A 7,782-nucleotide genomic window follows, 5' to 3' on the forward strand; every position below is an offset into this window, starting at 1 on the left:
TATTAAAGGTCGATGTTAAAACCCACGTTATAGGTTCTGTTCAGGGGGTATACATTTCCGTAGCTGTCATTCGGATGTTCCGGGTCAATAAATTTCATCCCGGACCATGTTTGCACATTGTATGCATTTACGTATACCCGTGCACCTTTGATGCCTATTCTTTTCATCACATGTTCCGGGATGGTATATCCCAGCTCCACTGTTTTCAGGCGTAGGTAGCTGGCGTTACTATACGCGAATGTTGAGTTACCCCTGGGCACTGTGCCGGTGTAGGCGTATTTCCCTTTTACCCATTGTGTATTGGGATCATAGGGGTTGGCAGCTGGATCAACCGGGTGCCATCTGTCCATGAACATTTCAAGCGCGTTGGAATAGTTAGATCCCCAAATAGGTTCAGCCAGTATTTCAACATAATTTACCCAAACCTTTGCAGCGCCCTGGAACAGCAGGCTAACATCAAACCCCTTCCAGGAAGCATTCATGGTTAAGCCAAAGGTCATCTGCGGGCGGCCGCTGTAGCTGATGGGCTGCAGGTCCAGGTCAGAGATCATACCATCGCCATTCGTATCCTCATATTTATAATCCCCGGGCAGGGTGTTCTGATCATACTTAACCGGGCTGTTGGCAATTTCCTCGTAAGACTGGAACTGCCCGATACCTTTGAAACCCCATACGATATCTGAATAGCGCTCATTATTGTTATTGCGCCATTCATCATAACCGCTGCCATAAATGCCCACTTCCTGGTGAGTGAAGCGGGTGCGTGTGTACCCGAATGTTCCCCTCAATGAATAATCTACCTCGCCAATGTGGTAGTGGTGGTTGATCTCAATGTCAATACCCCTGGTAAGGTCCCCGTTCAGGTTTTCCTGGGGTAAGGCTGCTCCCACTACAGAGGGCAGGCTTACACTGCGTGTGGCCAGCAAGCCGTTGCGGTTACGCTGAAAGTAGTCTATCACCAATCCCAGCACACCGTTCTTTGTATTCAGATCAAGGCCAACATTAAACGTTTTAGCAGTGTACCAGGTAATATTTTTATTTGCTATTCCTGTGCTGGCAGAGGCATTCACAAAAGTTCCGTCAAAGTGAGTACCTCCGGGCAATTCATTGTAGTTACCGCCGGCAGGGTAGGTGTAGCCATTTAAATACTGGTAGGTAGATGCATTGTCATCACCCAGCACACCATAGGAAGCCCTGAGTTTTGCGTTGTCAATAAATTTGATGTTTAACGCTTTCCAGAAATTCTCATCTGTAAAACGCCATCCCAGGAAACCGGAAGGGAAAAAACCCCAGCGGTGGGAGGGATCAAATTTGGATGACCCGTCATAACGGAAGCTGAACTCAGCCAGGTATTTACCTTTAAAATTGTAATTGAGCCTGCCCACGTATCCTACATTGGCGTAGTCATACAGATCAGCTGCATTGGTTGACATACTTCCCAGCTGGTTATTACTATTTCCTGCGGAGAGCTGGTCCAGCGGAAGCGCTAATTCCCTTTGGGCATACAGGTTATCGCCCTTGCGGGACTGTCCTTCATATAACAGCAGCACGCTTACATTATGCATGTTATTAAAGGTGCGGTTATAGTTCAATGAGAGCTGGCTTAGGATAGATTGTTTTGTATAGTATTCCCGGCGGATGGTGCTGGGGCTCTGGTTTGTTACCGGTTTGTAGTTGCTGGCCGCATCATCATAATCATACAGGTTATAGGTGCTTTTATAGGCTTTATTATCCACGTTCTGGTAATCATAACCGAACATGCCTCTTGCCCTTAAGCCGGGAATAAAGGGCGCATCATATTCCAGGCTCACGGCAGACTGGAACCATTTATTCATATATTTCCGGTAGCCACTTACATCCGCATTGGCCATGGCTACGGGATTGGAGCCGTCCACAAAACCGTTCTGCAAATAATCGGGATTGCCATTGGCATAAATAGGCTGGATAGCGGCTGACCTTTCCATAGAGCGTATGATCCAGTCTGTACTTTCATAATTCTTATCTGACTCATCATAAATTCCGTTCAGCTGTACATCTACCTTCAGCCTGTCTGAGATCTGGCCCGTAACATTTGACCGTAAATTATACCGTTTATAACTATTGCTGTTGCTGCGTAAAAAGGATTCCTGTGACAGGTAACCCATGGATGCATAATACTGCAGCCGGTCAGATCCGCCGCTTGTACTAATGGTATGCTGCATTTGCGGAGCGCTTTTCCTCAGCACAGCATCATACCAGTCCGTACCTTGTTTGGTGCCGTTCCTGTAGGCTTCTATCTCGTCGGGAGAATAGCGTAAAGTTCCCCCGCTTTGATTGTGCATGGACTTTTCATTTGCAAGCGTCATCCAGTCGGCTGCGCTGGTGCTTTTAGGGGAACCGATAGGTGTTTGCAGCCCGAAGTTAGCGCTGTAGCTGATCCTGGTGGCGCCCACTTTGCCACGCTTGGTGGTGATCAGTACTACGCCATTGGCTGCACGAACACCGTATACGGATGCTGCTGCGTCTTTTAACACGGATACGCTTTCTATATCTTCAGGGTTTAACCTTGACATATTATCGCGTGGAATACCGTCAATGATCACCAATGCATCACCCAGGCCGCGGATATCAAATGTATTATTGAAGGTTCCCGGCTCAGATGATCTTTGTACAATACGCACGCCGGCAAGCTTGCCGGTAAGCATATTCATTACGTTCTCATTTTTGGTAACAATGATATCAGCACTCTTTATGGAAGTGATAGCGCCGGTAACGGTTGCCTTTGTTTGCTGGCCGTAACCTACCACCACTACCTCACTTAAAGCCTTGTTCTCTGCGGTTAGCTGTATATCGAGTGTGGTGCGGTTATTCACCGGCACCTCCCGGGTAGCGTAGCCAATAAAAGTGAACACCAGTGTTTCATTGCCTTCAGGAACGTTCAGCACATAGCTGCCGTTAGCATCTGTGGTGGTGCCTTTTGCCGTTCCTTTGATACCGATGCTTACACCAGGTAAGGGCTCATTATTTTCATTGGTAACCCTTCCTTTTACCGTTATGGCCTGGGGCGCAGGCGCAGGTGCGGCGGTTTTGGGCTTTACAATGATCGTCCTCTTCCTGATCGTATAATCCAGCGGCTGATCTTTAAAACACAGCTTCAATACATCATCTATTGGCGCATTGTTGACCGAGATAGTTACAGGCTTTGCACCGGCAAGCATGGGTGTATTATACAAGAAGTTGTACCCGCTCTGCTTTTTAAGCGCTTCCAGCACATTTTCAAGCGATGCATTATTTTTCGTTAGCGTAATGCTTTGTGCAAATCCGGATGCACATACCTGCATAAAGGCGGCCATGAAAAAAATAAGTGTGAGCCTTAGCTTAAGCGGGAGTTTTAACGGGACGCGGAAACCCCATTCTTCCCTGAAGTGTAGGTAGAATTGCATACATTGTTCTGTTTGGAATTGTTAATTGTTGATTATGCCGCAAGTAGCAGCATGTTGTTCAATAGATATGTTTAGCCTTTGGTTTGTTAGAATAAGTTCAGGGAGTTACTTTTATATTGCTTCCCTGTAAGTTAAAGTGGATAATTTCGGTTGCTTCCAGCATGCCCAGTACTTCTGATACATTTTCAAAACGTGAAACGGTCCCGGTAAATTCCTTGCCTGTCATATTTCCCTGGTAGGTGACAGTCACATTGTACCAGCGCGCCACCTTGCGCATAATGCTTTGTATGTTTTCATTGTCAAAAATAAAATAACCGTTCTTCCAGGCTACTGCTTCCTCCAGGTTGGCTTTACGGGTAGTGATGTTACTGTTTGAATCCCCCACGAGCGCCTGCATGCCAGGCTTAAGTACGTGCTGTCCTGTATGGTTACTGATCCTTATTGCGCCTTCCAGCAGCGTTACTTTGCTCTTTGCCTCATCATTATACGCCATCACATTAAAGTGAGTGCCCAGTACCGCTATGGTATTGCCGTTAAAAGATACCTTAAATGGTTTCGACTTGTCCTGCGCCACTTCAAAATATACTTCTCCCGTTACTTCCACTGCTCTTTCGGCACCTTCAAAGGTGATGGGAAAACGCAGGGACGATGCGGCATTAAGCCATGCCCGGGTACCATCTCCCAGTACGATCTGGTATTGCCCGCCAATTGGCGTGGAAATAGTATTCCAGGAAACGCCCCGGGATGCAGGCAGGAGGCAGGTATACAACACCTGGCCTTTCTGCGTTTGTTTGATCTCTACACCGTTCTTACTGGTAAGGAGGCCATTCCTTGTACTGTCCAATACAATCTCTGAGCCGTCTGCCAATGTTAGCACAGCCCGGTTGTTTCCCGGTTTTATGCCATTACCGGAATGCTGCGCTATTTTTTTTTCTATAGATATCTGTGAAGATGGATGAAAGAAAAACCTGTATAATCCGGCTGTGAGCACTATTAATAGAATAGCGGCAACAGCGGTGATCCTCCTCGCAGCAGGCATCCATAAAACCCTTTTTGCAGGTTTTGTTTCCACCTGCAGCCTGTTATAGATCTCTGTTCTGACCTGTTCCTTATTGCCCATTTCCTCTTTCCAGGGAAACTTCCCCAGCTCAAAGCCGTCCAGATAACCGGCAAGCAATTCCTTTTCCTGCTCCGTGCAATTCCCGGCTAAGAACTTTTCATATAATAAAAGGTATTCCTCCGTTGTCATCCAGGTAGTTTATGGATCCTCTGATTAATAAGAGCCTTTTTTAAGGCGGCACACACATAAGTTTAAGAAAAAAATTTCTGCCCTGGAACATTTTATAATCTAATCCAAAGTTTTTACCTTTATTTAGTATCGCTTATGTCTCCACGTACATTATCAGACCACGAGTTATGGAATGCCATTCTGCAGGGTGGGCATAGTGCCTTTTCAATGTTATTTGACAGATATTGGGCCAGCGTGTACACCACGGTATACAGCTACGTGAAAGACGAGACCATCAGTAAGGAGATCACCCATGATATTTTTCTGAACATCTGGCTGAAACGGGAACAGCTGCAGATCCTTTCATTCTCCGCTTACCTGCGCGCTGCAGGACGGTACCATGTATACAAATATATGAAGCAGGCAAAGGCCATCCCGGTTACCTACAGCGCCACGCTGGAAGAATCAGCTGATCTTGTTTGCCGTAACCAGGGCGATGAGAACCTGGGCTACCTGGAGCTCAGGAATAATATTGATGAACATTTAATGGAATTGCCTAAGCGCTGCCGGGAGGTTTTTATTTTAAGCAGGCAGCAGCACCTGACCAATGACCAGATTGCGGGAAAGCTGGGCATTTCCAAGAGGACAGTAGAAAATCAATTGACCCATGCATTGCATCATTTAAGGGTGATGCTGAAGAATATTTCAATAGGCATTTTTACGTGGCTGCTGTTTGTATGGCTGTGTTGATTCCAAAATCTTCCCCATCATTTCAGATTCTTCCCCAAATTGTTTGATACTTTCCCGGTAAATATTATCTTTGTTACTAAGATACTTATTTAATAAGATAAAATATGGATAGCGAACTAATCACCCTCATAAGAAGATTGAGCCAGCAATATGCATATTCCTCCCTTCAAATGCACGAAGGCATTGCCCGGAAGGCGGGGCTTCCGGGGACGGACCATAAGTATTTAGGATTTTTAATAGAAAAGGGGCAAATGACAGCTGGTGAGCTTGCAACTTTAACCGGCCTGACAACCGGTGCGGTTACCGGTTTAATAGACCGGTTTGAAAAGAAAAAGCTGGTGAAAAGGCGGTTTGCTGAAGACGACCGGCGGAAGGTTATTATTGAGCCCATCACTAAAAATATAATGGCGCTTTTTGCGCCGCTTTACAAAGACTTCCGGGGTAAGTCAGAAGAACTTATAGGGTCCTTTTCAAACAAGGAAACTAAAGTCCTTGAAACCTACTTTTTAAAAGCAATTGAAATAATGAATGAAACAATAGATGATCTCAAGAATAAATAATCATTAATACACAAAATATGAGCGCTTACATACTTGGTTTTCAGGAAACCGGCAAAACAAAGCTGGCGCTGACCGGCGGCAAAGGCGCCAACCTGGGAGAACTATCCAGGATTGAGGGTATACAGGTGCCCGGCGGTTTTTGCGTTACTACGGAAGCATATAAAGAGATCATTGGAAATAACAGAACGTTTAATTCACTGCTGGACCAGCTGAGTGTTCTGAAAGCAGATAACAGGAAAGATATTGGTGAAACCAGTGCAAAGATCCGGAAGCTGATCGAAGCAATAACTATTCCGGAAGGCATCAGTAAGGAGATCACCCGGCAGCTTGAACAGCTTGGTGAAGGAAATGCTTATGCCGTACGTTCCAGCGCCACAGCAGAGGATCTTCCAAACGCCTCCTTTGCAGGCCAGCAGGACACTTATCTGAACATCACCGGCAAAAAGGCTATCCTGGAATATATCAGCAAATGCTGGGCATCCCTGTTCACAGACAGAGCGGTAACCTACCGTTTGCAAAATGGATTTGACCATACAAAGGTGCATCTGTCTGTAGTTATTCAGAAAATGGTCTTCCCGCAGGTGGCAGGCATTTTGTTTACTGCGGATCCGGTTACTGGCAACAGGAAAGTGTTATCTATTGATGCCAGCTTTGGATTAGGTGAAGCGTTGGTATCCGGTCTGGTGAATGCTGATATTTATAAAGTGCGGAGTGCTGAGGTGATTGACAAGAAGATAGCCACCAAGAAATTAGCTATTTATGCTTTCAAGGATGGCGGTACCGAACAACAGGAAATACCGTCCGAGATGCAGTCTAAGCAGGCGCTGACGGATGAGCAGATCCTGCAGCTTGCGCGCATTGGCCGAAAGATCGAAGAACATTTCGGCGCCCCGCAGGATATTGAATGGTGTTTGGCAGATGGTACATTTTATATTGTCCAGAGCAGGCCAATCACTACTTTTTTTCCCCTTCCTGAAGCAAATGACCAGCAGAACCGTGTGTATGTATCTGTGGGCCATCAGCAAATGGTGACAGATCCTATTAAACCACTGGGGATCTCTGTTTGGATGTTAACAGGTAACCGGGCTATGTTTAAAACCGCTGCCGGAAGGCTGTTTGTAGATATTACGATGGGCCTGTCTTCGGTGGCCGGCCGGCAAAATTTACTGGGTGTTTTAGGGCACTCCGGTCCGCTTATAAAAGACGCGCTTACTACCATCATAGAGCGCGATTTTATAAAACTGGACCCCAATGACAAAAACCAGCCAGGGCCCATTAAAAGCCATATAGGTATGTCGTCTGCAGATATTCTGGCAGAAGCAGGAGACGATCCGGCAATTGTTGCTCATTTGATTCAGAGTAGTAAGACATCGTTAGCAGATTTAAAAAATAAGATCCAAACGAAATCAGAAGAGGATGTATTTGATTGCATCCTGGAAGATACGCAGCACCGGCGGCAGCTTGCGTCTGATCAGAAAAATTTGAGTGTGATCATGGCCGGCATCCATGCTTCAGCATGGATCAATGAAAAAAAGAATGAGTGGTTAGGTGAAAAAAATGTAGCAGACACACTTTCTCTGTCTGTACCTAACAACGTTACTTCTGAAATGGGTATGGCGCTGCTGGATGTTGCAGATGTGATCCGTCCCTACCCGGAAATAATTAAGTACCTGCAACAGGTAAAGGATGATAACTTCCTGAACGAGCTGCTGCAATTCAAAGGCGGGCAGCAGGTGCGGGATGTTATTGCTGCTTACCTCGACAAATATGGGATGCGGTGTGCCGGGGTGTTCCATATCACAAGTACACGCTGGTGCGGAAG

General features: G+C 46.1%; 5 protein-coding genes. 3 read left to right on the forward strand and 2 right to left on the reverse strand.

The window, feature by feature from the left end:
• Nucleotides 1-2: 2 nt before the first annotated feature.
• Nucleotides 3-3,422, reverse strand: coding sequence for a TonB-dependent receptor (locus KVT36_RS11355; RefSeq protein WP_217603608.1), 3,420 nt, complete (start codon nucleotides 3,420-3,422; stop codon nucleotides 3-5).
• A 97-nt stretch (nucleotides 3,423-3,519) separates the two neighbouring features.
• Complete coding sequence (locus KVT36_RS11360) at nucleotides 3,520-4,671, reverse strand: FecR family protein (RefSeq protein WP_217603609.1); 1,152 nt, start codon at nucleotides 4,669-4,671, stop codon at nucleotides 3,520-3,522.
• A 135-nt stretch (nucleotides 4,672-4,806) separates the two neighbouring features.
• On the opposite strand from KVT36_RS11360, the gene KVT36_RS11365 reads away from it, so the two are divergent.
• The 3 genes from KVT36_RS11365 to KVT36_RS11375 all read left to right on the forward strand — a co-directional run.
• A complete protein-coding gene (locus KVT36_RS11365) occupies nucleotides 4,807-5,400 on the forward strand; it encodes an RNA polymerase sigma factor (RefSeq protein WP_217603610.1) in 594 nt (197 codons plus the stop codon).
• 104 nt (nucleotides 5,401-5,504) lie between these two features.
• A complete protein-coding gene (locus tag KVT36_RS11370; protein ID WP_217603611.1) occupies nucleotides 5,505-5,960 on the forward strand; it encodes a MarR family winged helix-turn-helix transcriptional regulator in 456 nt (151 codons plus the stop codon).
• 17 nt (nucleotides 5,961-5,977) lie between these two features.
• On the forward strand, nucleotides 5,978-7,782 hold a 1,805-nt coding region (locus KVT36_RS11375), incomplete at its 3' end, for a phosphoenolpyruvate synthase (protein WP_217603612.1).

Origin of the sequence: Chitinophaga sp. GbtcB8 (genome assembly GCF_019091455.1) — a bacterium.
In the GTDB taxonomy this organism is placed as follows: domain Bacteria; phylum Bacteroidota; class Bacteroidia; order Chitinophagales; family Chitinophagaceae; genus Chitinophaga.

Coding starts and splice junctions, on each gene's coding strand:
- KVT36_RS11365 (WP_217603610.1), top strand. CDS start 4,807: ATGTCTCCACGTACATTATCAGACCACGAGTTATGGAATGCCATTCTG.
- KVT36_RS11360 (WP_217603609.1), bottom strand. CDS start 4,671: ATGACAACGGAGGAATACCTTTTATTATATGAAAAGTTCTTAGCCGGG.
- KVT36_RS11370 (WP_217603611.1), top strand. CDS start 5,505: ATGGATAGCGAACTAATCACCCTCATAAGAAGATTGAGCCAGCAATAT.
- KVT36_RS11355 (WP_217603608.1), bottom strand. CDS start 3,422: ATGCAATTCTACCTACACTTCAGGGAAGAATGGGGTTTCCGCGTCCCG.